The 24,258-nt window shown below is 64.0% G+C and carries 18 protein-coding genes and 1 pseudogene; 7 read left to right on the forward strand and 12 right to left on the reverse strand.

The genetic code is table 11. The annotated features are described in order from the left end of the window. Window positions 1–931: 931 nt before the first annotated feature. The 3 genes from AC5P9I_RS14235 to AC5P9I_RS14245 are packed head-to-tail and all read right to left on the reverse strand — an operon-like array spanning window position 932 to window position 6,454. A complete protein-coding gene (locus AC5P9I_RS14235) occupies window positions 932–1,630 on the reverse strand; it encodes a hypothetical protein (RefSeq protein WP_142806936.1) in 699 nt (232 codons plus the stop codon). Then, a complete protein-coding gene (locus tag AC5P9I_RS14240) occupies window positions 1,623–5,150 on the reverse strand; it encodes a VPA1269 family protein (protein WP_164166565.1) in 3,528 nt (1,175 codons plus the stop codon). Before AC5P9I_RS14240 ends, AC5P9I_RS14235 begins: the two co-directional genes overlap by 8 nt. Beyond that, entirely contained in the window at window positions 5,147–6,454 is a 1,308-nt protein-coding gene (locus AC5P9I_RS14245; protein ID WP_187756946.1) for a site-specific integrase, read from the reverse strand. The genes AC5P9I_RS14240 and AC5P9I_RS14245 overlap by 4 nt, the downstream gene beginning before the upstream one ends. Before the next feature lie 187 nt (window positions 6,455–6,641). On the opposite strand from AC5P9I_RS14245, the pseudogene AC5P9I_RS14250 reads away from it, so the two are divergent. Next, window positions 6,642–7,130: pseudogene (locus AC5P9I_RS14250) on the forward strand (magnesium chelatase subunit ChlI family protein); the annotation flags it as partial. A 7-nt stretch (window positions 7,131–7,137) separates the two neighbouring features. On the opposite strand, the gene AC5P9I_RS14255 reads toward AC5P9I_RS14250, so the two are convergent. The 4 genes from AC5P9I_RS14255 to yidA all read right to left on the reverse strand — a co-directional run bounded on the left by AC5P9I_RS14255 (window position 7,138) and on the right by yidA (window position 11,525). Next, window positions 7,138–7,434 carry a hypothetical protein gene (locus tag AC5P9I_RS14255; RefSeq protein WP_049468896.1) on the reverse strand — a complete coding sequence of 99 codons (297 nt, stop codon included), beginning with the start codon at window positions 7,432–7,434 and terminating at the stop codon, window positions 7,138–7,140. Between the two features lie 23 nt (window positions 7,435–7,457). Continuing rightward, the gene (locus tag AC5P9I_RS14260) at window positions 7,458–7,847 is read right to left on the reverse strand and encodes a hypothetical protein (protein WP_088476343.1); all 390 of its coding nucleotides are present in this window, start codon (window positions 7,845–7,847) and stop codon (window positions 7,458–7,460) included. Window positions 7,848–7,991: 144 nt separating this feature from the next. After that, complete coding sequence (locus AC5P9I_RS14265; RefSeq protein ID WP_049468892.1) at window positions 7,992–10,310, reverse strand: TonB-dependent receptor; 2,319 nt, start codon at window positions 10,308–10,310, stop codon at window positions 7,992–7,994. A gap of 381 nt (window positions 10,311–10,691) precedes the next feature. Then, the gene (gene yidA, locus AC5P9I_RS14270) at window positions 10,692–11,525 is read right to left on the reverse strand and encodes a sugar-phosphatase (protein ID WP_049468891.1); all 834 of its coding nucleotides are present in this window, start codon (window positions 11,523–11,525) and stop codon (window positions 10,692–10,694) included. Between the two features lie 149 nt (window positions 11,526–11,674). Here yidA and AC5P9I_RS14275 point away from each other — a divergent pair, with 149 nt between their 5' ends. Beyond that, window positions 11,675–12,325, forward strand: coding sequence for an exopolysaccharide biosynthesis protein (locus AC5P9I_RS14275; protein WP_049468889.1), 651 nt, complete (start codon window positions 11,675–11,677; stop codon window positions 12,323–12,325). A gap of 158 nt (window positions 12,326–12,483) precedes the next feature. Here the strand turns inward: AC5P9I_RS14275 and AC5P9I_RS14280 are convergent, their stop codons facing one another. Then, window positions 12,484–13,794: a PQQ-dependent sugar dehydrogenase gene (locus tag AC5P9I_RS14280; RefSeq protein WP_049468887.1), complete on the reverse strand. Its 1,311-nt coding sequence runs from the start codon at window positions 13,792–13,794 to the stop codon at window positions 12,484–12,486. Next, a complete protein-coding gene (locus AC5P9I_RS14285) occupies window positions 13,787–14,227 on the reverse strand; it encodes a DUF2231 domain-containing protein (protein WP_049468885.1) in 441 nt (146 codons plus the stop codon). The genes AC5P9I_RS14280 and AC5P9I_RS14285 overlap by 8 nt, the downstream gene beginning before the upstream one ends. A 305-nt stretch (window positions 14,228–14,532) precedes the next feature. Here AC5P9I_RS14285 and AC5P9I_RS14290 point away from each other — a divergent pair, with 305 nt between their 5' ends. Together AC5P9I_RS14290 and AC5P9I_RS14295 are read left to right on the forward strand one after the other, a co-directional pair. Next, complete coding sequence (locus tag AC5P9I_RS14290; protein ID WP_049460503.1) at window positions 14,533–16,299, forward strand: S8 family serine peptidase; 1,767 nt, start codon at window positions 14,533–14,535, stop codon at window positions 16,297–16,299. Then, a complete protein-coding gene (locus AC5P9I_RS14295) occupies window positions 16,299–16,877 on the forward strand; it encodes a hypothetical protein (protein ID WP_049468883.1) in 579 nt (192 codons plus the stop codon). The genes AC5P9I_RS14290 and AC5P9I_RS14295 overlap by 1 nt, the downstream gene beginning before the upstream one ends. A gap of 160 nt (window positions 16,878–17,037) precedes the next feature. Here AC5P9I_RS14295 and AC5P9I_RS14300 read toward each other — a convergent pair whose 3' ends face one another. The 3 genes from AC5P9I_RS14300 to AC5P9I_RS14310 all read right to left on the reverse strand — a co-directional run bounded on the left by AC5P9I_RS14300 (window position 17,038) and on the right by AC5P9I_RS14310 (window position 21,580). Beyond that, on the reverse strand, window positions 17,038–18,336 hold the full coding sequence (locus tag AC5P9I_RS14300) for an aminotransferase class V-fold PLP-dependent enzyme (RefSeq protein WP_049468882.1): 1,299 nt from the start codon (window positions 18,334–18,336) through the stop codon (window positions 17,038–17,040). Next, window positions 18,336–20,738 carry a TonB-dependent receptor plug domain-containing protein gene (locus AC5P9I_RS14305; protein WP_080355567.1) on the reverse strand — a complete coding sequence of 801 codons (2,403 nt, stop codon included), beginning with the start codon at window positions 20,736–20,738 and terminating at the stop codon, window positions 18,336–18,338. Before AC5P9I_RS14305 ends, AC5P9I_RS14300 begins: the two co-directional genes overlap by 1 nt. A gap of 218 nt (window positions 20,739–20,956) precedes the next feature. Then, complete coding sequence (locus AC5P9I_RS14310) at window positions 20,957–21,580, reverse strand: hypothetical protein (RefSeq protein WP_231353139.1); 624 nt, start codon at window positions 21,578–21,580, stop codon at window positions 20,957–20,959. On the opposite strand from AC5P9I_RS14310, the gene AC5P9I_RS14315 reads away from it, so the two are divergent. The 3 genes from AC5P9I_RS14315 to AC5P9I_RS14325 are packed head-to-tail and all read left to right on the forward strand — an operon-like array spanning window position 21,549 to window position 24,195. Next, window positions 21,549–22,376 (forward strand): AraC family transcriptional regulator, encoded by an 828-nt coding sequence (locus tag AC5P9I_RS14315; protein ID WP_049468880.1) that lies wholly within the window; start codon window positions 21,549–21,551, stop codon window positions 22,374–22,376. The two genes, AC5P9I_RS14310 and AC5P9I_RS14315, sit on opposite strands and share 32 nt — an antisense overlap. 13 nt (window positions 22,377–22,389) lie before the next feature. After that, window positions 22,390–23,469, forward strand: a complete 1,080-nt coding sequence (locus tag AC5P9I_RS14320; protein WP_049468877.1) for an alpha/beta hydrolase family protein — start codon at window positions 22,390–22,392, stop codon at window positions 23,467–23,469. 54 nt (window positions 23,470–23,523) lie between these two features. Further along, window positions 23,524–24,195: a VOC family protein gene (locus AC5P9I_RS14325; RefSeq protein ID WP_049468875.1), complete on the forward strand. Its 672-nt coding sequence runs from the start codon at window positions 23,524–23,526 to the stop codon at window positions 24,193–24,195. Window positions 24,196–24,258: the final 63 nt, after the last annotated feature.

A 24,258-nucleotide genomic window follows, 5' to 3' on the forward strand; every position in this document is an offset into this window, starting at 1 on the left:
ATGGACTTGATCAACTGACCCTATCGACTGCAAGGCCAGACGTGGCCTCACTGGTCGCGTCCCTTGGACCGTACTACTCGTGCCTGTGGTGTGCACTCGAAGACTCTGTTACAAGAAATGCCCCGGTCGCCTCAGATGACGGGCCTGTGTGGAGTTTGCTGCGAAACCTCCAGGCGGCGGGAGTACTGCTGACCGAGACCAGCGATTCACCATCCACTCGAAGGTCCCTTTACCACCCTTTCGCCTGGACATACTCTCCGGCGTGGGAGGCTCTCCCAAACCTTCGCAATGCGCTGGCAGTTGCACTAAATGGCTGGCAAGGGCCGGCCCATACAGAAGCTCGCGTCGCTCTGTGGGGGCGGCTTGTCAACGACGAGATATCCGCATACTTGGCGAACCTTCTTCGACGGCACCGAATAAGTCCTGAGCGAGCAAACGGAGTCATCGCAATGCAGGAGAGCCCATGGTTCAACCTCAGCTCGGGCAGACGGCGATATGTCGCATGGTCGGGGATGCGTGTGGCAGCTAGTGTCATGTTGCAGACTGAGATGAACGAAGAGGCCGCCATGCAAGCACTTTGTAAAGAGATGCAGATCAGATCGCGATGGCTTCAGCGACGGGAGCAAGAAGCAAGACTCGGCCCGAGGGAGTTCTCCTTCTTGCCCAACGCCGACTGGCGCAGACCTATAGCTATTGAGGTTGCGCTAGGGAGCCTCTTGGGATCGGACAGTGACTACTGGACGCTTTGCCCTTCCGCGATACGTCTTACACATGCCGCAAGTTCTCGTCGCTAAAACGTTCCAGCATGCGCCTGCTGGCTTGGCCTAGCGCACAGCCGAAGGCGGAGGCGGGCCGCGCGGCACCGAAGACCCCACACGTCGTGGGTCAGAGCTCCCGCCAGCCGATCAGCACGTGGTTGAGAAGCAGCGATCTACCTCAGACGCTGAAGGGTAGAGACATCCTCGGGTGAGAGCAGTTCCTCCCCAGTGGCGCTGTTGAAGACAGAGCGATCTAACCGAAGACCGAACCGACTGAGATGGCGCTCGTCCAATAACTTCTGTATCAACTCGGATACTTCGGTGTCGGATGGCCTCTCCTGCGCTCCAGCGACCAAGTCAAGGGAATCTCCTTCTCGCGTCCCGGAGATGAGCGCCTGCTGGAGCGAGACTGGCCTAAGGCCACGCAGTGTCTGTGAAAGACCAATCACCATCTGCTCGCTCACGCTGAGCCTTTGCTCCAGCGACCGTACGTATGCGGCAACTGCCGTGTCGTCTGAACGCGAGGGATCAGCAGTGGCTGGCATCCGCAGATCTAGCCTAAGCTCCTCGGACCTTAGCTCAATGTAGATAGCCTTGAGCGGCTCCTTGGAACGGTTGCGAACGATCGACGCAGCTGACGGTCCGCCAAACGTTTCCGTGCAACGCCTTCCAACCTCCGCAATGAAGATCGGAGAGCGCTTGAATGTTCCGCCAAGCTTCTTGTGACGACGTGCCTCTTCTGCGATCTCATTACAGACTGACCTAATTCGGTCAATTGACTTTTTCAGCCGAACGTCAATCCCGGGTTTAGTGCAGATGTACTCATACAGAAGTTCTGAGCTTTCCCATTGATCTTCGACTTGGTCAGTCATGCGCCTTCTTCCCTAGCAGTCTCTCACCGACATCTTCATCCCACGTCACTGCAGACGATGCACCAGCTTGTAGCATTGGCTTGAACGCATCTGCGACGCTCGCCAAACTCGCCGCGAGTACAGGGTCAACCATTGCGTCAACGGATTCATAGACGTTCTGAATCCGTCTGTAGGCGTCTGTGTCCGTGCAGTTATAGTGCATCCGGAAGAGATTCTGCATCGCCTCGGCAACCACGGTGGTTGTCGCGCGTCCAACACTGTCCGGAACGCCAAGCAAGAAGGGATCGATGCCACATTTGGAGAGCACCACGTTGATGATGGAGTTGAGCTCCAAGACAGGCCCCATGTTCTCCTGTCCAGCGTTGAGGATATCTGAACTCTGCGACAACTCCTTCAAAAGCTGGACATGATTCGTCACAGTCGCCGAAACCTGAAAATCTTCGCGAGGCGCGTCACTCGTCAGAGCCTGAGCTCCTCCTTGAGGAGCGATTCGTTCCGTAGCTGCAATGCTCTTCTGAAGAAGCTGATACCGTGCCCACCAGTCAGAAAGCTTCGGCTCGATGTGCGCATCTATTTCCTCGATTCTAGCTTGAGCATTCACGTACGCCTTCGATCCAACAGCAGCCTGACGCTTCATCGCGTAGCAATTTTCGCGCTCCAGGCCGAGACGGCGAAGATCGTACATGAGCTCATTGCAGCGGTGAGCCTGCCCGTACAGGAACGCGGTTCCGGTCAAAAAGAACTTGCAGTTCCCACAGCTCCTGGCTCCGCCCTTTACCGGCCCTCCCAGCTCATCACCCTCGCTGCACTTAGCGCCGGGGCAGATTCCATCCCCATACCAAACCCAACTTCCTGACACATGCTTAGCCGCCTCTATCCCGACTTGGCTTTCGGTCAGGAAGTCGTTTGACATGAGAAGCCGCGTGAATGCGTCCTGACCGAATACCTCCTTAAGAAGCTCGGGAGAGAGCGATTCGCCTGACTCGAGACGCTCCATCAGCTGGCGGGCATCGTCCCGCCCAGAGTTCGACTCAGAACGATGCTGATAGGCATGTAGCCTGCGGCGTATCTCCCGGGGATCTGATGCCTCATAGTGCAGTGTCATCGCGATCGATGCATGACCCGCTATGTACTTGCTGATGATCTCTACCGGAACGCCCTTTAGATACAGCGATGTAATCCCCGAGACTCGGAGGGAGTGAAGGTCGTGAATAGCCCTCTTCGCGTCCGCGCGGCCTCCCGATCTCTGAGTGAGAAGCCGTAGCGGCGTTCCTCTCCTGCTCCATTCGACCTGAGCTTCCCCGCACAACAGTACCCAGAGAGCCTCCATCTTTGCCGACGATACTGGTCTATTGCCACCTGCGAAGCTTGAGGCATCTCGAAACAGCACGTGAAATCCCGGAAGGATGTCGACAACATTGGCTTTGATGTTGAGATCATCATCCGACAGCCTCAACTTCTCCGTATGAAAAATTGTTGCGGCAACCTTGCACCACTCCCGCTGGATATCAAGGATGGAGTAAATCTCCGCGTCCGGCCAGGGAATAGTGAATCCGCGAAAATCTTCGGGATTCCACATCTGCGTCTTGTTTGTAGTGACGTAGATGCCAATCTGATCGTTGCCCGACAGCACGTCATTCGTTAGGGGACGGAAGACACCAAAGCTCCTAGAGATTTCAGCGAGCGCCGAATCGTTCTCTACAAGCCTCGCCGCGCGCATATCCCACACGTACTCGTCGCCCAGACCAGAGTCGAGCCACCTGACCTGAAATCCGCGAAGTGGCAACTCAAGCATCAAATAGATCGCAAGCGCACGTGTGGGCTGCCATATCTCAATTCGGCCCCCAGGCAGACTGCGTTCATATGGCCACTTTCCGCTATGTGCTCCATCGACCACGATCCAGTCGCGCCTGAGGGAGCTCTGTGACTGCGGCCAGCCAAACGTCGGGACACCGCTGCCATCGCGATCAAGAAGCAGTTCTCGGCAGAACTCCAGCACGTCCGTCCCGACAGCAGAGCGATGAGTCCGTCGTGGGGCGGCCTGCTTCCAAATCCAGTCACCTTCTGCAACTGGGTTATCAACTCGCAAAGACCCAATCAATCGCTGATCGAGCGCAATCGCGCCCAAGTTCTCTTGCCTGTTGAAATCCATTACGCGGTAAAGCTGGCGCATTGCGCCTGTCTTGGATGCTGCTCTTAAAGGACCGGGCTTCTGCCTGGTCGTCTTTGTGACGTAGTTATCCAAGTACTCTCGAAATGAACTGCCATCACGGTCTTGCCCATCATTCCGTACCTGCTTGTGGTCAAGTGCCTGAGGAGATGGCCACGACTCCAAAGTCATAAGCCAACGGAAGAAGTGTCTAGCATCAGTGTACTGCTGAGGGGTGTACGTCTTGTACTCCGACGCAAACATCCGCTCATACAGCTCCGTCCAAATAGAGAGTCGGGCATCTTCGCGCAGGACCCACTCAAGTGACCGAGTGCGAACTTCCCCAAACACCCTGGATCGAGGGGGAACTGGAAAGCTAGCTGAGCCGTGCACCGATTCGAAGCTTACTCGGAGAAGCTCCCACCATTTGTAGGACGCGAGCTTGAAATCACGAGTTGCTGTCAACAGTTCAGGTGATATGTCACCGATGTCGCTGCAATTAGTCGAAAGGAGAAACCATGACAAGTACAGATTCTGAGTTGCATCCGCCCGCTTGCCGAGCGCCTTGATTTCAAGGGTGCAAACGCGCCTGAACAGTTCGTTCGGGAAAAGATCAGGATCCTGAAGAACTTGTACCAGAGAACCGCTACGGATGGTTAGCCCTGTCTCAGCTTTAGCCTCTGCAACCAAGGACTCTGTCATCGCGAGAGAGTAAAAAATAAGGCCGCGGCGCCAGAGCGTTGTCAGGATCAGATGGACGATCTTCTTGAATGAGGATCCAGCGATCAGCTCTTTCCGTATACCCGAGTACTTCTGACCTCTCGCTGCCGGCAGGGAAAGGAGAGAGATGAGTTGATCCACCATGGCCAGAGGATCTTCGCAGCTGAACACAGTGCTCAGACGCAAGTCGACTTTCTTAATCCGACCCTCCTGAAAAGCAACTCGGACCCCTGCCAGATCTTCCGGCTGTATGCGACGCCACAGTCGGATCTGGTCGTCTTTGCTGAGAAGCGCTAGCGCCTGGGAGAGACTCTGGCCCGACTTCAGTTCTAGTTGATCACCAATCGCGCGTAACAACCAGGTTTGGCGCAGGTAATGGAGCGTACCAGGCGTGCCGTCCTCTGATGCCTTGAAGTCAAAAGCACGAATGACATTCCTATCCTCCCGAAATTCCGTCATCGAGCTTGTAAGCTTGAGGACTATCGAACGCTCAACCTCTACACCGACATCGCGCCACTCGATTGGCGAAATCGTTCCCGTAACGACGAACTTATCCGGACATGCGTTGAAGACGATCTCGCAACTGCTGCCCAATCCACGATAGTGCTGTAGCTGAGAAATGTCCTGTGTAACGTGATCGAGCTGTGTCACGGCTTACCCCAGCTGCTTGGGAATTCTGGCCTCGCGTATGGAATTCTGCGGATGTCAGTTCCCGAGATCCTCGCCCTGACAGAAGCGGCGCTGACATGGTAGTAGGTATCTGTGCTGACAATCGAGCTGTGGTGCATCATCCTCATCAGCGTTTCTTGAGGGATCTGAAGTACGTCAGCGGCATAGAAGCCATAGTGGTGGCGACATGCGTGCGATCCTGCCCTTATCCCTACACGCCTGAACGCTCTATCAACCAGATCGTGTGCGCACGAAAGACTCAATGGTTGCCCATAGTTCAATGCTCCATTACGCGTGGTGTTGAAAAAGAGATACGGGTGGCGAAGGCGCCCCGTCCTGAGCAATGACTTGTGATCATCGAAGTACGCTTCAAGGCAGCGGCGAAAATACCTGCCCGTGATGCTCTCCTCCAGCCAGAAAGCATATCTGTTTGCGGAATCAGCTTCGGTCAGAACCATTCCCTTCCACCCTGCAAACTCACGATGTCCCCTTCCCAGTTGGCTTCGCGGGAGGCGCTTGTACACCCTTGCGAGGAAGCCAGACCTATCCTCTGTAGTCGACGACACGCAACTCCCATTCTCGGGATGCTCAAGGCGAATCTTCGATGCACCCGTTTCGCGAAACAACTCGACAACGTCATTGACATACAGATGCAGTGGCTCAGAGATGCGAAGTCCCGCATAGCCAAGCAGCAGTAACAACATCTTGTCTCTTGGCGACCGTGCCCCATGCTCTACCGTCTCTATCATTTCCGCCGGCGAGAGATGCTTCGCCCGCATAGCCGCCTTGTCACTCTCGGTCATTCTGCGATTTATCGTCGGAGCTGCTTTGCTTCTTCGTCGGCGTACTCCTCTCAGATGGACGAGCGCATCGCTCCGGCCAGCTTCGCGGGCAGACCGATAGAATCGAGCGACCTTGACTAGGGCATGCTCGTCCGGATTGAACACAGGGGAGTCGTGCAGCTTGGCCACAAACCTGGAGTAGCGATCCAGCGCCCGGATCTCTTCGCTCACAGTTGAGATTCGGACCCGCCTCCAGTAGAGGCCCGTTGGGTCTTCACCGGCAATCCAAGTGCCGCGAAATCTAGCCTCGGCATACTCCTGCACGAGCACGTACAGATCACCGGTAAGCGGAGCCTCGCCGCCGCACTTCATTTGGCAGAACGCGTAGAACGTACCAACGGCCCGAAGGTGAGCCTCGATCTTTGAGTCACTCCAGTTTTCCGAGCTCAGCGCTCGCGCCCATAGAGCCGCTGTTGCACTTGGAAGACCGTTTTTCAGAAACAAGAAAGGGAACAACCCACCTTGTCGTTCCACGACAGGGATATAGATGATACGCCAAGGGCGATATGGCAGCGGCTCCGAACTCATCTCCGGGGGACTCGGCTAGCAGCACCCCTAATTTATGGACTCCCAGCTTCCCTCGTCAAGCTTCGCGTTTCGCCCTAAATGACATCAGTGAACCCCCCACTAAGTGGCTGCGATGAATCCCTGCCCGTGCGGCTGGGCCGGTGACCGCAGCAACCGCTGCCTGTGCAGCGACGAGCGTATCAACCGTTACCGTGCGCGGGTGTCTGGTCCGTTGCTGGACCGTATCGACCTGCATATCAGTGTGGCGCGCATGGACGCAGTGGAGTTGCGGGAGAGCACGCCGCTGGGGGAGCCCAGTGCTGCGGTACGTGCACGGGTGGAAGCCGCCCATGCCAAGCAGCAGGTGCGTGGCGGGCTCAACGCGCATCTGCCGCCGGCGGCACTGCGGGCCTGTACCCGACTGAGCGAGGCAGATCAGGACATGCTGGAACAGGCCATCGAGCGCTTGCAGCTGTCGGCGCGGGCGATGCACCGGATTCTGCGGGTGGCGCGCACGATTGCCGATCTGGCGGGTTGCGAGGGTATCCAGACCGCGCACCTGGCTGAGGCGATCGGCTACCGGCAATTGGATCGGGGAAAGCCGGGGGTATGACGAAAAATCACATCAGGATGAAGAAGGCGCGCCGCGTCTCGTCAAACTGCATGCTATTTACTGAAAGGACGCCAATGTCAGGCAATAGCCCACGAATGTGACGCTCCCATACCTCCGAAGGCACCGCGATGTCAGCATCCACGGCATAAATGCGATACACCGGCGCGTAGTCATCCCGTTCGTCTTCGAACGGACAATCGAGCACCCAACGCTTTGATGCGCTATCGGCTACCAGCATCATCCGCGGCAGGTCATGGAATCCGCGATACGCGAGGATGCGGTACTGCCCCGGAAGAAGAATCATCGGAATTCTCAGCAGATGCGCGGTCAGCGGCCGCGTCTGAACATTACACCTCGCTTCGCCAGCAGCGCCACCCGACGGCTGACCAGCGCGTGCAGCTCCGCCAGCTCCGACGCCCGGCCAGCCGTCATGTTGCCGCCGAACAGCACCCGCGACAGTCCGACCGCGTCGCTGTCCTCCGGGTGCTGCCAGCGGTCCCGGTACACCTTCTGGCACACCAGCCAGGCCCGGCGCAGCCCACCGCCGGGCAGCGGGCGGACCACGCGTTCGTAGACCTGCCAGAACTGGTATTCGCCCTGCAAGTCGATCGCCGGCGCCACGGAAAGCGCCGGCCGCGGCCGTCGTGGGCCGCCGATGCCGAGCAATCGGGTTGGCGGGGTGTGCTGTGCCATGCCGACAGGATGACCCAGCAACATTGTGGGAACCTTGCGTCGCTGCCAGAAAACCCCTGTTGTTTGCGCAAGGCGGGTTTCTAGGCGGGTTTTGGGGGTCAGAGCCCTTTGCTGCGCAAAGGGGTCTGACCCCGATCACGGAGGGGCTCTGCCCCCACCCTCGCCGCCTCAGAACGCCATCGAGGTACTGAACATCAGCTGCCGTGGCGCGCTGCGCTGCAGGGTCTGGTAATCCCCCGAGAATGACGAGCCGGCGATGGTGGCAGTGCCGATGTTGTGGCGGTTGAACAGGTTGCTCACGTCCAGCCGCAGCTCCAGGCCGGGCACGGCGCTGTCGGCACCGAAGCGGTAGGCGGCATAGGTGTTGACCTGCCAGAAGGTCGGTACGCGGATGTCGTTCTCGTAGGTGAAGGGCTGGCGCAGGTACGAGGTACTGGTGGCCCCCAAACGCCAGTCACCGAAGTGGGCGGACAGGTCGCTGACCAGCGAGATCTGCGGGTAACCGGGCTGCGCGTTGCCCTTGATCGGGTACACCGTGTCGCCCACCACGAAATCGCTGTCGTAGTACGAACGGGCCACGGCCACGCCCTGATAGAACTGCAGGTGGTCGGTCAGGTCGGCGGTGATGCCGAGGTCGGCGCCGATCACGTGCATCTTCGGCATCAGCCGCACGGTGTTGATCTGTGCGAACTGGGTGCCGATGGCGGCCGACAGCAGGCGGTTGCGGATGTCGTTGTAGAACACGTCGCCAGTGATCGTCAGTCGGTCGACGCGATGCGACGCGCCCACGGTCAGGTTCCAGTTCTTCTCCGGGCGCAGCGTGCCGGCCACGCGGTCGAACTCTTCCTGGTCGGTGATGGTCCACGCCGAGGCGGTGTAGCCGATGTTGCCGCGCTGGGCCACGCGGTAGCCGTTCATGGTATTGGCCAGGTCGATGAAGGCATCGGTGGATTCGGTCGGGCTCCAGAACAGCGAGACATGCGGCAGGAAGTTGCTCTTCGCGCGCAGCGTGCCGTTCACCGGTCGGTCCTTGGCATCGCCGAGGCCGCCTCCACTGGTGCGGAAGTCCACGGCCTTGAAGCCAACGCCCAGCTTCAGCGTGTCGTTCAACACGATGTCGTCCTGCAGGTACAACTGGCGCGAGCGGGTCACCCAGCTCGATGCGTTGTCGGTCTTGAACGCGGGGCCGTACACATCGAACGGGCCGATGGCCTTCAGCGGCGGGCCCTCGCCCAGCAGCGGCTGCTGGTACCACTCGGTCTTGGCCGCGGCCTTGCTCTTCTCCTGCCAGAAACCGGCGGTGACGGTGTGCGCACCCGCCTCGAACTGCAGGTTGAGCATGCCGCCCAGCCGGTTGAGGCGCGGGGTCTGCACCTGTTCGGAGAACGGCGCGCCGTTGGGCGAGGGCACGTTCGGGTCGGTGAGCGTGGCCTGGGTGTGGCTGTTGGCGTTGTACAGCTGCACGTTGCCGCTCAGCGCAGGGCTGATCTGGAAGCGATGGTTGATCGAAGACACCCGGTCGCGGGTGCTCTGGCCGGTGTCGTACGGAATCAGCCCGGACAGTTCACCACAGGTGTAGGCGCCGCAGGATTTGTCTGCGTTCTCCGGCGAGGCCACGTAATACGCCCACGCATAGTCCGGATAGAAGATGTCAGCCTTCCAGCCCAGCTTGCGGATCATGTCGAAGGAGATGTTGTTGTAGCCCCAGACCTGGGCCTTGCTGTCGGAGACGAACACGGTGAAATCGCCCCACGCCACATCCTGCTGCAGCTTCAGGTCACCGCGCAGGAAGTTCTGCGTGCCCTCACCCTGGTACTTGTCGGCGGACACGCGTTGCAGGTCGACCAGCACTTTCGGGCCATGCTCGCCGAGCTGGCCGCTCTGCCCGGATACGGTGGTGACCAACGTGCTGTTGCTGCCCACGCCCTGCTTCACGCGCAGGCTGGGCGTGTCCTGCAGGTCGCGCAGCCGGTATTCCAGGCTGCCGCCGTTGACGCTGCTGGAGAACACGCTGACCGGTGCGCCACCGGGGCTGACCGTGATCGCGCTGATGCCATCGGGCACGCCCACGTTCACCACACTGGTGCCGGTGAGCGAGAGGAAGCCGTTGTCGTTCAGCGGCACGCCTTCGAAGGTGATGCCCATTTCATTCATGCGGAAGCCGCGCACGAACAGGCTGGTGGCCGAGATATCCAGGCCCAGCCCGTCGGTGGCGGTGTAGCTGGCGCCCGGTACCTGCTTCAGCATGGCCAGGCCGTTGTTGCCGGTGACCATCGCGTCGAGGTCTTCGGCCTTGATGATGTAGCGGTTGGGGCCGACCACCTGGGTCGGTGCCACGGCGGCGCCGCGCGGCGTGGCGATGACCTGCAGGGCGTTGAGCGTGGTGGGCGTGTCGAGCGCGGCGTCGTGCGTGTCTGCGGCGTACGCAGGTGCGGTGATGGCCGCGATGATGGCCAGGGCGAGGCGCGTCGTGGGTGGGGTGTTCATGGCAGTGAATCCAGGTGCAGGGAGAGAGCGGCGCAGGCGCACGCCCAGCGCGTTGCAGCACCGGTGTCGGCGCCCTGGCTGGCGATGCGGTTGCGTTGAAGGCGTGACGGCGCGGTGCGTGCCGGTCAGTGGCAGACGAAGACGATCATCTGCCGTGGGATTCGGTGGGGTGATTTCGACGTGCGGAATTCTTGCATCGCACTGCCGCATTCGCCATTGCGCGGTGGTACAGCGCCGATGGCGATGGGGATGGGTGGGCTATACGTGGGTATAGCTCCGGCGTGGTGGGGGCCGACCTTGGTCGGCGCTCGTGTGCCAACCGAGGTTGGCACCTACCGGGGCGGATGAGGTGGGCACCTACCAGGGCATAGGGACGCGCGGTTACTGCAGGACGAAACGCTCAATGGCGCGCGCCACGCCTTCGTCGGCATTGCTGCTGGTCTCAAACCGCGCCACCGCCTTCACCGCGTCGATGGCATTGCCCATCGCCACGCTGGTGCCGGCGTACTGCAGCATGGTCAGGTCGTTCTCCTGGTCGCCGATGGCCATCACGTTGGCGCGGTCGATGCCCAGGTGCTCGGCCAGCGTCTGCAGGCTCGGCCCCTTGCCGGCCCGGTGGTCGAACACTTCCAAGAAGAACGGTGCGCTCTTCAGTACCGCGAAGCGCTCGGTCAGCGCGCTGGGCAGGCGCGCGATGGCGGCATCCAGCACCTCAGGTTCGTCGATCATCATCAGCTTGATGAAGGACATCGACGGGTCCATGTCTTCCACGCGGCGATACGACAGCGGCATCCGCGAAAGATGCGAGTCGGCCACGGTGTAGTAGCTGATGTCCTGGTTGGGCGTGTACATGCGCTGGCTGTCCAGCGCCTGGAAGTGCACGCCCAGGTCGCGGGCGACCTGTTCGCAGAACAGGAAGTCGTCGAAGCTGAGCGGATACGCGACCACGGTTTCGCGCGTGCCGATGCGCTGCACCAGGCCGCCATTGCAGGCGATGCAGTAGTCGTCGTTGCCGGTGATGCCCAGCTCGTGCAGGTACGGCGCCAGGCCCGGAACCGGGCGGCCACTGGTCAGCACGATGTGCACGCCCAGCGCCCGCGCCTGCGCGATGGCCTTCCGGGCGCGGGGGGTGAGCTGGTGCGACGGGTCCAGCAGCGTGCCATCCATGTCGATGGCGACCAGTTCGATGGTCGATTGCCTGCGGCCCATGTCCATTGCGTTCAACTCGTGCGGGGCACGCCAGTTTACCCCCTCATGCCCGGTTCACCTCTTTGCCCACGTTGGCCGGGATACTGCAGGGGCCTGTGCGTCCCCCACCGCAGGACGGCCCGCTGACCGCCCTTCCCTGGAGAACCTTGCGACGCATGACCTACCGTGCCCCCGAAACCAACGACAGCGCCCCCCTGGCCCAGCAGATCGAGCAGATGATCGACGAGCTGCCCGGCGACCAGGTGCGCGTCGGCACCCTGCTCAGCGCGCTGGGCGATGAGGGCCTGCTGCTGATCGTGATCCTGCTCTCGGCCATCTTCATCATCCCGGTGTCGATTCCAGGGCTGAGCACCGTGTTTGGCGCCTCGATCCTGCTGATCGGCCTGAGCCGTGTGCGCGACCGCCCGCTGTGGGTGCCGCAGAAGCTGGCGCGCCGCGAGATCGCCACCGACAAGCTGAAAGCCAACCTGGGCCGTGCGCTGAAGTGGGTGCACCGCATGGAGCGGCTGTCGCGGCCGATGCGGCTGGCGGTGATGGTGCGCTCGAAGAAGATGATGCGCCTCAACAACCTGATGCTGGTGTTTGCGACCCTGCTGTTGATGGCGCCGGCCGGGCCGATTCCCTTCAGCAACACGCTGCCGGCGTTGGCGCTGATGTCGTTTGCGATTGGCTTCATCCAGCGCGATGGCGCGGCGGTGGCGGCCGGGTACGGCTTCGTGGTGGCCACGGTGGTGTATTTCGGCGTGCTGCTGGGCGGCGTGGGATTTGCCGCCGAATCGGTGTTCAGTGGGTTCCGGGCACGCTGAACCCGGTGGTTGAGCCGACGGGGGGGAGTCGACAGGGTAGAGTCGACTGTTAGTCGACTGCTCTTCGCTGCTCACAGGAAAAGCACGCGCTGCGCGCGCGAGTCGACTGACAGTCGACTCTACCGGATGTCCTTCGGCCATGGCTCAACGCTACACAGCTACTTGGCTGAGACCCGCCACACCACGTCGCCCACGTCGTCGGCCACCAGCAGCGCGCCCTCGGCATCCATGGCCATGCCGACCGGTGCGCCCATCAGGGTCTTCTCGTCCTTCGAGGTGAAGCCGCTGACCACGGTCTGCGGCCGCCCGGTCGGCTTGCCGTCCTTGAACGGTACGTAGACCACTTCGTAGCCACTCAGTGGCGAGCGGTCCCAGCTGCCGTGTTCGCCGATGAAGGCGCCGCCGTGGTACTGCGCCGGCAGTGCCTGGCCGGTGTAGAACAGCAGGCCCAGCGGTGCCACGTGCGAGCCGATGGCGTAGTCCGGCACGATCGCCTTGGCCACCAGGTCCGGCCGCTGCGGCTGCACGCGCTCGTCCACGTGCTGGCCGTAGTAGCTGTAGGGCCAGCCGTAGAAGCCATCTTCCTTCACCGAGGTGAGGTAATCCGGCACCAGGTCGGCGCCGATCTCGTCGCGTTCGTTCGCCACCGCCCACAGCGTGCCGGTGCTCGGCTCCCAGTCCAGTCCGGTCGGGTTGCGGATGCCCGACGCGTAGATGCGGCTGCCACGGGTGGCCACGTCCACTTCCAGCACGACCGCGCGGCGGTATTCAACGGCCAGGCCGTTCTCGGTGATGTTGCTGTTGGACCCCACGCCCACGTACAGCTTGCGACCATCGCGGCTGGCCAGCAGTTCCTTGGTCCAGTGGTGGTTGATGGTGCTGGGCAGGTCGGTGAACTCGCGTCCCTTGTCGGACATGCGGGTTTCGCCGGGCACGTAGTGGTACTGCATGATGTTGCCGGTGTTGGCCACGTACAGCGTGTCGCCGATCAGCTGGATGCCGAACGGCGAGTGCAGGCCTTCGATGTAGACGTGCCGGGTCCAGGTGTTGGTGCCCGGCGAGCGGCGCAGCAGGGTGACCCGGTTGCCGCCCTTGCCGGCCTTGCCCGAGCGCGCCTTCACCTTGCCGGCAATCCACTGCTTGGGCGTGGTGACCGGCTCTTCGCCGGGGCCATTGCCTTCCACCACCAGTACATCGCCGTTGGGCAGGGTCAGCAGCCGGCGCGGGTGCTGCAGGTTGGCGGCGATGCGCTCGATCTTCAGGCCTTCGGCCACCGTGGGCGACTGGCCGTCGGCCCAGCCCACGCCCTTGGGCACCTGCATCGGCGGCATCAGGAAGTTGGCCGGCTTGGGCAGTGGCGGCTGCGGTCCCGACTGGTCGGCCGGATGGTACTCGGCCTTGCCGGCGCAGGCCGACAGGGTGGCGGCCACTGCCAAGGCGGCCACGGTGTGCAGGATGTGCTTAGCCATGACGACCTCCCTGCAGCACCGGCGGCTGCAGCGACAGCAGGATCAGGCCCAGCGCGATCAGGGCCACGGTCAGCGCCGACAGAATCGTGCCCGGCACCGCAACGGCGTACGCATCACGGCTGTGCACGAAGGCGTTCCAGATGGCCAGCACCACCGCGACCAGGTTGAGGAAGAAGTCGATGCGGTCGATGCGGGTGGCCGTGCCGTTGCGGCGCCAGACCGCGAACAGGTTGATCAGGCGCGGCACGACGGCGATCAGCAGGCCGAACGTGATCAGCCAGGCGGCGGCCTTGCCCCACATCACCTCGGCGCTGTTGAGATAGATCGCGTCGAAGATCAGTGCGCCGACGAAGAAGCCGAAGGGTATCGGATTCAACAGGCTGAACAGCGTGGTGCCAAGGCCGCGATGGGCCTGGGCGAGCGGATTGACCATCATCGTGCTCCGTGCGGAAGGGTGCACGGGCTGTAGTAGCACAGCCGGGTGTGAGGGCCGCGCCGAGACACGGTGGATACACACCCTGTGTGGATGCAGGTGCCAGAAGGTTTGCCTCCCCATATGCCGACCGCAGCCGTCGTCATTGCCGCGCCTCATAAGTGTCTGTGACGAAATTCGCATTTCTGCATCTTTCGGGTGTGAAGAGGTAGGGGGTTCTCCGTTGTGTCGCGTTTGGCTCGTTGCGATGGGGCAGTTCCGCCCCGCCGTCCTGCCATGCCGATTCACAACAGAAGGATTCGTGTATGAAGCGACACACGCAACGCTCCGCGCCACCGCGCTCTGCGCGCCTGGCCCTTGCCACTGCCCTGGTGCTGGGCAGCCTGGCCGCCACCGCGCAGGCCCAACAGGCCGATCCGCTGGCGGGTATCCAGTGGCACCTGCTCAACACCGGGCAGACCGTCCCGGCCGACACCCGGCCGGTGGCCGGCAACGACCTGAACGTCGATGGCCTGTTCCGCAACGGCATCCGCGGCCAGGGCGTCACCATCGCCATCGTCGACGATGGCCTGCAGATCGCGCACCCGGACCTGGCCGCCAACGTGGCCGCGGTGGCCGGCAAGAACTTCACCAACGGCTCGAACAACCCCACCCCGACCAACCCGGATGTCGACAACCACGGCACCATGGTCGGCGGCATTGCAGGCGCGGTGGGCGCCAACAACCTGGGCGTGCGCGGTGTAGCCCCGGCGGCGACGCTGAAGGGCTTCAACCCGATTTCGCGCTCGGCCCTGGGCAACCAGCAGAGCAACATCGAGTACGCCTGGTGGGACGGCGCGGAATCGGCCGACGTGCAGGTCTTCAACAACAGCTGGGGCGCCGGCCCGGGCAATCCGAACCTGCCGCTGGCGTACAGCGAAAACACGATTCGTTCGTATGAGCAGGCCCTGTCGGGCACGCGCGGTGGCCGCGGCGGCATCTACGTGAAGTCGGCTGGCAACAACTTCAACAATGCCTCGATCAGCCAGACCCAGGATGTCTGCACCACCGACACCAAGAACCGTAACACCGGCTGCGTGCCGGCTGGCCGTGATCCGCGCAACAACCTGTTCAACGTGATCACCGTAGGCGCGGTGCGTGCCGATGGCGTGCGCTCGTCCTACTCCTCCACCGGCTCGGCGCTGTGGGTCTCGGCCTTTGGCGGTGAGTACGGCCTGCAGGCCCAGTATGCACCGGGCCTGGTGGCACGCGCGTACGACCCGGCCATCGTCACCACCGACGTGACCGGATGCGCGCAGGGCAGCAACACCAACACCAACCGCCAGAACACCCTGGACAGCAACCTGTCGGCCATCGACAGCACCTGCAACTACACCGCCAAGATGAACGGCACCTCGGCGTCGGCGCCGATGGTATCGGGCGTGGCGGCGCTGGTGCTGGAGGCCAATCCGAACCTGTCCTATCGCGATGTGAAGTACATCCTGGCCACCACCGCCACCCGCAACCACCCGAACCAGCCGGCGGTGACGCTGGCCGACGGCCGCACGCTGGTGCCGGGCTGGACGGTGAATGCTGCCGGCCGTGCCTACAGCAACTGGTATGGCTTCGGCGTGGTCAACGCTGCACGCGCGGTGCAGGTGGCCGAGAACTTCCAGTCGCTCGGTGCGCTGGTCGACAGCGGCTGGCGCAACACCACGCGTACCGTGGCCATCGGCAACACCTCGGCCGCCGCCGCACGCCTGACCTTCCAGTTGGCCAACGGCGCGCGCAACATCGAAAGCGTGCAGCTGGGCTTCCGGGTCAACCACCGCAACACGCGCCAGCTGCAGTTCGTGCTGGTGTCGCCCAGCGGCACGCGCAGCGTGGTGCAGCCGGCGTTCACCGCGATCGGTTCGGGCACGGGTGGCGCGCAGAGCAACTTCACCAGCTGGGACCTGCTGTCCAGCAATGCCTTCCTGGATGAGAACGCCACGGGCACCTGGACGCTGGAAGTGACCGACATGGGGCAGGCCGCGACCGCTGCATCGCGTGGCAACCTCGAATTCTTCAAGATCCGCGTTCTGGGGCACTGATGATGAAGACGACCATTCTGTTGAGCACGCTCGCCTTCGCGGCGATGACCTCCCCTGCCTGGGCGCAGAGCTCGGGGCAGACCCCTCCGGCCAGGACCCTGTCGACCGTGGATGCGCAGGAACTGAAGGCGTCCGCTACCGGCCGCACGTTCGACGTGGGCGGTACGCGTTTCCAGCTGTCGCCCTCGGCAACGGTAAAGCAGGCCAGCGGCGGCCAGTTCACGATCACCCCGCAAGCGGCGGCGACCACCAGCGCGCGTACCAAGCGTTCGCTGGATGGCGCCACCGCCGCGCCTGCTGATGCCGGTGCCGGCAAGTTCGCGGCGGCGGTGTCCCGTGACGGCGCGCCAGTGGTGGCGACGTCGCGGGTGAAGGTGTTCTTCACCGACGCAGCATCGGCCCAGCGCGCGGCTACCGCCACCGGCGGCACCGTGGTGAAGGTGTCGAAGGCGTCGGGCCAGGCGATCGTGGAGTACCCGTCGGTGAACGCGGCGCTGGATGCGAGCACCAAGCTGCTGTCCACCGCCGGTATCCGCGCCACCGAGCCGGACGTGGTGCAGTGGGAAGAGACCAAGTAAGGCGTTGAGTGGTGCCCCGGCCGGCTGGCTCTCCTGGCCGGCCGGGGATTGGTGTGCCGAGGGGTAGGCCCCACCCGATCGGTAGTGCCGGCCGCTGGCCGGCAGCTGCTCGTGGGCGACGATCAGGTTGCCGGCCAGCGGCCAGCACTACCGTATATGGTCAGGCCAGGGCGGAGAGCGCCGTCACCAACGCATCCATCTGCTCGGGCCGGGTGAACACCGACGGTGTCACCCGTACGCAGGCGCCGGAGTCCAACCCGTCGCGATGGGTGGTGAACACGCGATGCTCATCCAACAGGCGCTTCTGCAGCGCGATGTTGTCAGCCACGCTGGTGCGTCCGCGCAGGCGGAAGCTGGCCAATGCACTCGCCAGCGCCGGGTCCGGTGAAGACAGCACTTCGATGTGCGCCATCTGCCGCGCGGGCACCGTCCAGCGCTCGCGCAGGTAGCGCAGGCGCGCCTGCTTGTTGGCCGCGCCGATGCGCTGGTGCAGCGCGATCGCTTCCGGCAGCGCCAGGTAGGCGGCGAAGTTGACCGTACCGGTGTGCACACGGCTGCCCACGCGGCCATCGTCGGTCTCGCCCATGTACGGGTCGAGGTCCGCAACACGGCCCTTGCGCACGTACATCGCGCCGACACCGACCGGTGCGCCGATCCACTTGTGCAGGTTGATGCCGACGAAGTCGGCCTTGAGCTGTGGCACCGCGTAGTCGATCTGGCCGAACCCGTGCGCCGCATCGACGATCACGTCGATACCGCGTGCGCGAGCACGCTCGGCGATCTCCGCCACCGGCAGCACCAGCCCATGGCGATGGCTGACCTGGGTCAGCAGCACCAGCTTCAGGCGTGGCAGCCGCGCGAACGCGGCCTCGTAGGCCTGCAGGATTTGCGCATGGTCGGGCACCACCGGCAGCGCGATGCGCTCGACCTGCACGCCACGGCGCTGCTGCAGCCAACGCATCGCGCCGATCATGCTGTCGTAGTCGATGTCGGCGTACAGCACCTGGTCGCCAGGCCGCAGGCGGTTGTAGCCACCGATCAGCGCCAGCATCGCCTCGGTGGCGCCTCGGGTCAGTGCGATCTCATCCGCGCCCACGCCCAGCAGTTCGGCCACCTGCCGCTGCACCGCCATGTACTGCGCCGGGAACGCATGACGGCCATACCAGGCGTTGCCACGGTTCACTTCAGCGGTATGGCGCTGGTAACTGGCCAGCGTTTCGCGGCCCATCGCGCCCCAGTAGCCATTCTCCAGGTGGTTCACTTCGTCGGTGATGTCGAAGTGGCTGGCCACGGCGGCCCAGTAGCTCTCATCGCGGGCCAGCACATCCGGTGCGGCCGAAGAAATGGGGATCTGCATGGACGCAGCGTAGCGCGCGGCGGCGGTGGCGGGCAGTGAAGACAGGGCGGCGGCCGGCAGCAGGGTGCCAGCACGCAGCAGGGAGCGGCGCATGCGGTCCATCAGAAGCTCAGCCGATACTGCGCGTACAGATTGGCACCGTCGGTGTCATAGGGCGCGTTGCGCGAGTAGACCAGGCCGCGGCTGGCCTGGAAAGTCGCCTCGTCCGGATACCTGTCCAGCACATTGTCGGCACCCACGCGCAGGCTGTGATGTTCGTTGATGCGATAGCCCACGGCCAGGTCGAGGAAGCTCATCGCGCCGAAGCGCTGGTAGATGTCGCCCACTGCATTGCCGCTGGAATCGGTCCAGGCGCCGTAGTAGCGCACGCGCGCCATCAGCGACCATGCGCCCACGTCCCAGTTGCCGGTGAAGCTGCCCTTGTGCTCGGGCAGGCGGTCTTCGAACAGCACGCGCTGGGTCTCATTGGTGGCCACCGAGGTGCTGCCGTTGTCCACGCGGGTGCGGTTGTAGTTGTAGGCCAGGGTCAGCGTCATGCGGCCGGCGCCGAGATCGCGCAGGTAGTTGCCGACCACGTCCACGCCGGTGGTGGTGGTGTCGAAGTCGTTGGTGAAGTAGTTCACCGAGGTGTAGCCCAGTGGATTGGGCGTACCGGCCGGAATGGCGAAACTGGCCGACTGGCTGAAGCGGTCGGTGAGCTTGATCTGGTAGACATCCACCGAGCCGGACAGGCCCTGGTCGGTGCGCCAGGTCAGGCCCAGCGACGCGGTACGCGATTCTTCCGGCTTCAGCGGCCTGGCGCCGAGCAGCTGCGCCAGCGGATCGTTCGGTGACAGGCGACCGCTGGTGAAGATCTGCAGCGTGCGCGTATCCAACCCCTGGGTGGTGCTGGTGGTGTTGAGCTGCGCCGGCGTCGGCGCGCGGAAGCCGCTGGACACGGTGCCGCGCAGGGCCAGGTCCGGCGTGATCGCGAAGCGCGCCGAGAGCTTGCCGTCCAGCGTGCTGCCGAAGCTGGAGAAGTTCTCGTAGCGGCTGGCCGCACCGATGCTCCAACGCTCGCCCAGCGGCACTTCCATGTCCACGTAGGCGGCCTTGCTGCGCTGGCTCCACTGCCCGGCCTGGCTGGCCGAGAAACCGGGCGCACCATTGGAATTGGCCTCCAGGCCTGCAGCCGCGCCCGGACCCACCGCGTACGACGCCGGGTCACCGGCGCGCACCTGGTAGGTCTCCTGGCGGAACTCGCCACCGAAGGCGACGTTGATCGGCTTGGACAGCGCAGCCACGTCCCATTCGTAGTTGAAGTCGGCGTTGGCGTTCTTCTCGGTCTGGGTCAGGCGGCCGAGGTCGAATGCGGTCGGGCTGGCCGGGCCCAGCGAGGCATTGATCGAGTTTTTCAGACTGTAGTCGATGGCGTTGCGACCATACGAAGCACTGACATCCCAGCGCAGCTTGGGCGTGATCTCGCCACGCAGGCCGCCGACCAGCTGCAGGTCGTTCTGGACGTTGCCGTACTGCGGGCTGAAGCCCACCGGATAGATCGAACGCAGGTTCCAGCCCGGGAAGATCGCCGTGGTGCGGTAGGCACCGGTGGTGGTGTCCGGGTTGCGCCAGTTGAAATCGCTGACGCCATCGCTGTGGCTGTAAAGACCGAACGCATACAGCTCCAGCGTCTCGCTGGCGTTGGCCTTGACGTTGAAGCCGACGCGGCGGCTTTCCAGTTCCGGCTGGCCCCAGCGCTGCACCGGGTTGGGCACGTCCAGCTCGGGATGCGCAGCCTGGAAGGCGATCGCATCCGGGCGCTGGCGGGTGCGCGAGGTGGCATCGGAGTTGGACGATTCGGCGAACAACACCAGGCTGCCGTAGCCGCCCAGCGACCAGCCGGTGCGTGCACTGAAGTCGCGCGACGCACCGTCACCCTGCGCGTACTGAGAATAATCGGCGGTGATCTCGGTGCCCGGACCATCCTCAAGGATGATGTTGATGACGCCGGCGATGGCGTCCGAGCCGTACTGCGCCGACGCACCATCACGCAGCACCTCGATGCGCTTGATCGCACTGGTGGGAATCTGTGCCAGGTCAGCGGCCTGCGCACCGCGGTTGCCGAGCAGCGCGCTGCGGTGGAAGCGGCGACCGTTGACCAGCACCAGGGTCTGGTCCGGCGACAGGCCACGCAGCGTGGCCGGACGCACGAACACCTGGCCGTCCGCCATCGGCAGGCGCTGCACCACGAACGATGGCACCAGCTGCGCCAGCACGTCCTTCAGGTCGGTGGATTCAACGGACCTGATGTCTTCCTTGCTGAACACATCCACCGGCGCCAGCGTTTCGAACTGGGTGCGGTTGGACGCGCGCGTACCGGTGACCAGCAGCGCGTCGAGCTGGGTGGGCGCGGCGCGGCTGCCGCCGGCGGCATCGACCGCATCGGCCTCCGCTGCGATCGCGCCTCCTGCGCTGGCCATGGAAAGGGCAAGGAGGATGGAACGCGAAAGCTTCGAACGATGCACGGCAGGGCTCCGGGAGGACGCGGCAGGGCCAGCACCTGCGGGGGTAGCGCAGGCCTGGACAAGGCGCGCAGTCTCGGCGCGATCTGTGAAGGAGGCATGACGTCAGTGCGACAGCTTGATGCGGCAACCAAGATTGGCCCCTGCCAAGGCTCATCCGTAGATCCACGCCATGCATGGATGGGCAATGCAGACCCACGCCCCATCCCCGCACACAGCGGCTAGCCGTTGCCGTTGCCGTCGTCGCCAAAGCCGAAACGGGCCGACCGTGCCGTTCGCAGCGGAACGAACATCATGGCGGCGAACACCACCAAGGCGGGGGCGGACATGATCCAGATGCCCCTGTTGCGAATCCCGATCCCCATGAAGCCGATCTGCAGATCGCCGATCCACTGCAGCTGCGTCAGTATCATCACCAGCCCGCCGATAGTCGCGCACGGCAACCCACCGTGACCGGCCCCCAACAACGTCGGTGTCAGAAACCCGCCCAGCAACGCGAAGCCGACACGGTACACCCAGGGATTGCCGCGCCACCGTGGCGCGCCGAACAACATCAGCAGCATCAGCGCCAGGGTCAACACACTGGGAAGTACCCAGAGGGCAAGCAGCATTTCGATCATCTCGATCATCGGCCGGGCTCCGCTGGCATGGCATCCCACGTCGTCGATCGCATCCCTGCCCCTCATCACGTCCATGAAGCACGCATTGTTGCGGGTACGCAGGTAGACGCAAGGCCCCGGCAGCGCAAGAACTGCTAAACGCCGCGCCTGCCGATCCGCTACTGTGCCGGCATTGGATCCGGGGAACGGCAGGATGAGCGCGGCAGGCAAGGCGTTGTGGTACATCGAAACCCATGCGGACCAGCCCTTGGCGCTGGCCGACATTGCCGCTGCGGCCGGCCTGTCGCCGTTTCATCTGTCACGCCTGTTCCAGGCCCGCACCGGCACCTCGGTGGTGCGCTACCTGCGCGGGCGCCGCCTGACCGCTGCCGCGCAGCGGTTGGCCAACGGCGCCGGCGACATCCTGCAGGTGGCGCTGGGGACCGGCTACACTACCCATGCCGCCTTTACCCGGGCCTTCAGCGAACAGTTCGGGCGGACACCGGAACGGGTACGCGAACAGGGCACCGATGGGCTGGCGCTGGTGCAGGCGATCCGCCTGGACGAGGCCCCGTCAGCCTGCATTGAAGCCCCCCGGCTGCTCGATACGCCCGCATTCCAGGTGGCAGGCGTCGGCATGCGGCATACCCGCGACAGCAGCGGCGCGATTCCGGGCCAATGGGCCCAGCTCAACCGCGAGTGGCCGACGCCGGCACCGGTCAGCTTCGGCGTGTGCTGCAACAGTGATGACGATGGTGGCTTCGACTACATTGCGGCACTGCCGGCAAGCACGGTGCCGAGCGTGCCTGCGCACTGGCGACGCGTGGACATCCCGGCGCGCCGCTACTTGGTGGCCTGGCACGGCGGACACATCTCGGCCATCCGCTCGACCTGGTTCTGGTTGCTGGATCATTATCTCCCTGCGTCCAACCTGAGCCTTGCCGATGCGCCGGACCTGGAGCGCTACGACGCCCGGTTCGACGAGCACAGCGGCCAGGGCGGCGTGGAAATCTGGCTGCCGGTCGAAGAACGTCCCCACTGACAAGGAGTTGAAGATGCGCATGACCGCTGCTGTGCTGGGAGGAATTCTGCTGGCGTTCGCGAGCGTCAGCGCCGCCCGCGAAAGCGGCGTCGCCGGCGAGCGCCACGGCACGACGACGCTGGCCAGCGCCGCCGTGCGCGACGCAGGGCACCGCGACGCGCTGCGCTACACGGTCTGGTATCCGGCACCGGCCGGCAGCCGCGAAACCGCGCTGACCATCGGTCCACCCGACGCGCCGCTGTTCGACGTCGGCCGGTCGGCCAAGGATGCGCCGGTCGCGGGTGATCGCCTGCCGACCCTGCTGCTCTCGCATGGCAACGGCGGCAGCGCGCGCATGATGGGCTGGCTGGGCACGGCGCTGGCGCGGGCCGGGTATCTGGTGATTGCGGTGGATCATCCAGGCAACAACGGCGTAGACACCCTGACCCTGCCCGGCAGCCTTCTGACCTGGTTGCGCGCCGATGACCTGCGTGCCGCACTGGCGGCCGTGCAGGCTGATCCGGTGCTGGGCCCGCATGTCGATCCTGAGCGCCTGGGGGCCGCCGGCTTCTCGGCCGGTGGCTACACCGCGCTGCTGGCAGCCGGTGCGCGACCGGACCTGCAGCGATTGCGGGACTTCTGCACCGCACATCCGGATGACGGCGTCTGCCGGCCCCAACAGGAGGCGGCAACGCACACGATGGAGGCGCGCGTTGCCGCTGCGGCGTCGCCCGAGCTGTCGCCCTGGATGTCCCACGCCAACGACGCACGCGCCATTCCCGGCGTGCGCGCGGTGTTCCTGCTGGCGCCGGCAATCGTGCAGGCCTTTGCGCCCGAGCAGCTCTCCTCGCTGAAACAGCCGGTGTCGATCGTGCTGGGCCAGGCGGACACGGTCGCACCACCGCAGACCAATGGCGAGGCTGCGCGTGCGGTGATTGCGGGCGCTGCACTGCAGGTGCTGCCCGGTGTCGGCCATTACGATTTCCTCGCCGCATGCACCCCGACCGGACAACAGCGGCTGCAGGACCTGTGCAGCACGTCGGTGCCGAAGGCGCAGACCCACGCGCAGGCAGCGGACACGGCAATACGGTTCTTCAACCATTCGCTGCGCTAGTGGCCGCCGGGCATGGCCCGGCGCTACAGTGGGCGCGTCCACGGAGGATCGATCATGCGCCTGCTGCACCTCACTCTGCCGGTATCCGACGTCGCTTCCGTGGCCACATATTTCCACGATGTGCTGCAGCAGCGCGTGGTCGGCAACCATGTGCACATCGGCTGGAGCACGATCGAACTGCAGCCGGCGGGTGGTCACCCCGTCGGTGGCGTGCACCTGGCCTTCAACGTACCGGACAACCGCTTCGGCGAGGCGATGGCCTGGTTGCGCGAACGTACCCCGCTGCAACGTAATCCTGAGGGCCTGGATTACTTTGCGCTGAAGAGCAGCTGGCAGTCGCAATCGGTGTACTTCACCGGTCCCGATGGCCTGATCCTCGAATTGATCGGCCGCCGCCGTCTGCCGGTCAGCACGCGCGCAGGCACCTTCCATGGCAGCGAGCTGACGTGCCTGAGCGAGGTCGGCCTGCCCAGCCACGATGTCGATGCGGTGCGCGAACAGTCCAGCCAGCGCTTCGGCCTGCAACCGATCAGCCCGCCTTCGCCGCAGTTCGCGCCGATGGGCGACGACGAGGGCCTGCTGATCGTGGTTGCGGCGGATCGACGGTGGTTCCCCGAGCAGAAAGACCTGCCCAATGCGCAGGGCATGCAGCTGCAGGTGGGTGATGTGAGCGGTAGCGGCGAACTGCGTGATGCCGCGCTGGGCTGGCTCGTGTGGGCGGCCTGAGCCACCAGCCGCCCGAAGCGCCGCCGCCGCTGCGACCACCACCGGACCAGCCGCCGGAACTGC

Source organism: Stenotrophomonas sp. YJH_SMC_29 (assembly GCF_059371235.1).

Bases quoted from the DNA above. Each gene is read 5' to 3' on its own strand.
- AC5P9I_RS14235 (WP_142806936.1), bottom strand. From the start codon at position 1,630: ATGACTGACCAAGTCGAAGATCAATGGGAAAGCTCAGAACTTCTGTAT.
- AC5P9I_RS14255 (WP_049468896.1), bottom strand. From the start codon at position 7,434: ATGATTCTTCTTCCGGGGCAGTACCGCATCCTCGCGTATCGCGGATTC.
- AC5P9I_RS14260 (WP_088476343.1), bottom strand. From the start codon at position 7,847: ATGTTGCTGGGTCATCCTGTCGGCATGGCACAGCACACCCCGCCAACC.
- AC5P9I_RS14265 (WP_049468892.1), bottom strand. From the start codon at position 10,310: ATGAACACCCCACCCACGACGCGCCTCGCCCTGGCCATCATCGCGGCC.
- yidA (WP_049468891.1), bottom strand. From the start codon at position 11,525: ATGGACATGGGCCGCAGGCAATCGACCATCGAACTGGTCGCCATCGAC.
- AC5P9I_RS14275 (WP_049468889.1), top strand. From the start codon at position 11,675: ATGACCTACCGTGCCCCCGAAACCAACGACAGCGCCCCCCTGGCCCAG.
- AC5P9I_RS14280 (WP_049468887.1), bottom strand. From the start codon at position 13,794: ATGGCTAAGCACATCCTGCACACCGTGGCCGCCTTGGCAGTGGCCGCC.
- AC5P9I_RS14285 (WP_049468885.1), bottom strand. From the start codon at position 14,227: ATGGTCAATCCGCTCGCCCAGGCCCATCGCGGCCTTGGCACCACGCTG.
- AC5P9I_RS14290 (WP_049460503.1), top strand. From the start codon at position 14,533: ATGAAGCGACACACGCAACGCTCCGCGCCACCGCGCTCTGCGCGCCTG.
- AC5P9I_RS14295 (WP_049468883.1), top strand. From the start codon at position 16,299: ATGATGAAGACGACCATTCTGTTGAGCACGCTCGCCTTCGCGGCGATG.
- AC5P9I_RS14300 (WP_049468882.1), bottom strand. From the start codon at position 18,336: ATGGACCGCATGCGCCGCTCCCTGCTGCGTGCTGGCACCCTGCTGCCG.
- AC5P9I_RS14315 (WP_049468880.1), top strand. From the start codon at position 21,549: ATGAGCGCGGCAGGCAAGGCGTTGTGGTACATCGAAACCCATGCGGAC.
- AC5P9I_RS14310 (WP_231353139.1), bottom strand. From the start codon at position 21,580: ATGTACCACAACGCCTTGCCTGCCGCGCTCATCCTGCCGTTCCCCGGA.
- AC5P9I_RS14320 (WP_049468877.1), top strand. From the start codon at position 22,390: ATGCGCATGACCGCTGCTGTGCTGGGAGGAATTCTGCTGGCGTTCGCG.
- AC5P9I_RS14325 (WP_049468875.1), top strand. From the start codon at position 23,524: ATGCGCCTGCTGCACCTCACTCTGCCGGTATCCGACGTCGCTTCCGTG.